At 68.6% G+C, this 1034-nt stretch carries 1 protein-coding gene; it reads left to right on the forward strand.

Annotated features, from left to right (window positions below; translation table 11 throughout):
• The first annotated feature begins 65 nt into the window (after nt 1-65).
• Nucleotides 66-929: a polysaccharide deacetylase family protein gene (locus G5C60_RS50745; protein ID WP_165271103.1), complete on the forward strand. Its 864-nt coding sequence runs from the start codon at nt 66-68 to the stop codon at nt 927-929.
• Nucleotides 930-1034 lie beyond the last annotated feature (105 nt).

Here is a 1034-nt window from a genome sequence, read left to right on the forward strand (position 1 = left end):
GCCGCCATCACTCCCGCTGCCACCCGGCCTGCCGCCACCCCACCCCCTTCCGCTGCACGCTTCTCCTGCTCGCGCTCGCCTCAGTCGTATCCGGCGTCTCCGGGTGCGCCGGGGCGGGCTTCGGGGATGTCGGACCCGCCCCCGGCCAGCAGCCGCTCCAGGCGCCGCCCGCGCGGGCCCTCGACGCGTACGCCTCCAAGCTGCGTCAGGCGTACACCGCACGCGCGGCGGTGGCCAGGCAGTGGGGTCTGGCCAAGGTTCCGCTGACCGCGCCGCCACCTCCCGAGAAGAAGCCCCGCCTCAAGACGCGTGAAGGCTTCGAGGTGGATGGGCACGAAGGTCTGCCGCCGGTCTTCACGACCATCCTCACCAAGGACAAGGTCGTCTTCCTGACCATCGACGACGGAGCCGAGAAGGACCCGGCGTTCCTGCGGATGATGAGCGAACTGAAGATCCCGTACACCGCCTTCCTCAGCGACTACCTGGTGAGGGAGGACTACGGCTACTTCAGGAAGATGCGGGACTACGGCGTCGTACTGAACAACCACACCCTCAACCACCGCGACATGCGCCTGCTCTCGTACGCGGCGCAGAAGCGCGAGATCTGCGGAATGCAGGACGTCATGGAGAAGCGGTACGGCAAGCGGCCGACCCTCTTCCGGCCGCCCTTCGGCAGCTACGACGCGAGCACCCTGCGCGCCGCCAAGGCCTGCGGCATCAAGGCGGCGCCGCTGTGGAACGAGGAGGTCTTCGCCGACCGCTGGGACTACCGCGAAGCAGACCGCGACCTCCATCCCGGCGACATCGTCCTCAGCCATTTCCGCGGCCGCGAGCACGGGAAGGGCACGATGCCCGACATGGTCCGCCGGTTCATGAAGCTGGTGACGGACAAGGGGTACGCGGTGGCGCGGCTGGAGGACTACCTCTGACCGACCTCCATCCACCCGCACTCTTCAACCCAGCCCAAGCAAATCCAGCCCGTCCGGCGTTTGAGGACGAGGCCGCAAGGCCGACACGGGGGTCTGGGGGCGGAG

Source organism: Streptomyces scabichelini, from assembly GCF_011045015.1.
Classification (GTDB): Bacteria; Actinomycetota; Actinomycetes; order Streptomycetales; family Streptomycetaceae; genus Streptomyces; species Streptomyces scabichelini.